Origin of the sequence: Streptococcus oralis (assembly GCF_001578945.1) — a bacterium.
GTDB classification, from domain to species: domain Bacteria; phylum Bacillota; class Bacilli; order Lactobacillales; family Streptococcaceae; genus Streptococcus; species Streptococcus oralis_Q.
Window position 1 is genome coordinate 1 of sequence record NZ_KQ969570.1, and the last position, 1,173, is coordinate 1,173.

Sequence of the window (1,173 nt, forward strand, 5' to 3'; positions counted from 1 at the left end):
CCAAGCATTTTTTAGGATAGTTGTTGATCCAATTTTCGATGAAAGCGACTTCTTTAGGAGTCGTTTTCTTAGTTCCTTTAGGCAACCATCTACGAATGAGCCTGTTGTGATTCTCATTGGTTCCCCTTTCCCAAGAGGCATAGGGGTGTGCATAGTAGATATGCTCCTTAGAAAACACATCAGACAAGCGTTTGAATTCGGCTCCATTATCTGCCGTGATGGAAAGAATCTTGTGTTGTTTTAAGATGAGTTTTAGAGCCTGATTGACCGACTCAGCGCTTTTATTGGGAATCAATCGAATAATTTGGTGTCTGCTCCTTCGATCCGTCAAGACCAGTAGACAGTGGTTTTTCGCTCTTGTAAGTAGGACCGTATCAATCTCATAATGTCCATTCTCCAATCGAAGATTGATAGCCTTGGGACGCTGTTCAATGGATTGACCAGCAGGTTTAAAGTTGGGACTAGCTTGTTTCTTGACAGTTTTCCCTTTTCTAGGATAAAGAAGGTTCTGTTTGGTTAGTCCTAATTTTCCATGATGAATCCAGTAGTAGATGGTAGAAATTCCTACGTTAACTCCCTTAGCTTTGACCATCATTTCAGGAGACAACTTTTGGTTATGATAGTGGAGAATCTTTTGTTTTAGTTCTTTGGTCAAGATTGATTTCTTCACAGAGCACTTCCGATTGGTTTCATAAACCATTTGAGCATAGTCGGCAGAATAAACCTTTTTGAATCGTCCCTTTCCAATAACATTGTAGGACTGTCCCACGCTTGATTTCATTGTGGATTGTCTGAGGAGCTTTTCCAAGTAGAGAGGCGATTTCTCTATTTGATTTTCCTTCATTTTTCCATCGTTCGATTAAACGACGGCTATGGATTGTCAACTGTTTGCCTTTTGTAGTATAATGGTTTTGCATCTCTGTGCCTTTCTTGTGTTTGTGGTGAACAACAAGTATAACACAGAGGTGTTTTCTTATGCCTAAAACTAGATTTCATTTGACAACAGGTTCCCTTGAAGATGTTCAGTCAGCTAAACCAAGGCTAGACTTAGCCTTGGCTAGCGAGCCTAACATCTTCAAGCCTATTATCAAATGAAATCAGGAGCTAGCTATAAGCTAGTTAAAGCATTACATTTTTAGGAAGGCTGGGTGGCTAACTTCATTATAGAACTTT

At 39.8% G+C, this 1,173-nt stretch carries 1 pseudogene; it reads right to left on the bottom strand.

The window, feature by feature from the left end:
* Positions 1-917: pseudogene (locus SORDD16_RS10865) on the bottom strand (IS30 family transposase); the annotation flags it as partial.
* Positions 918-1,173 lie beyond the last annotated feature (256 nt).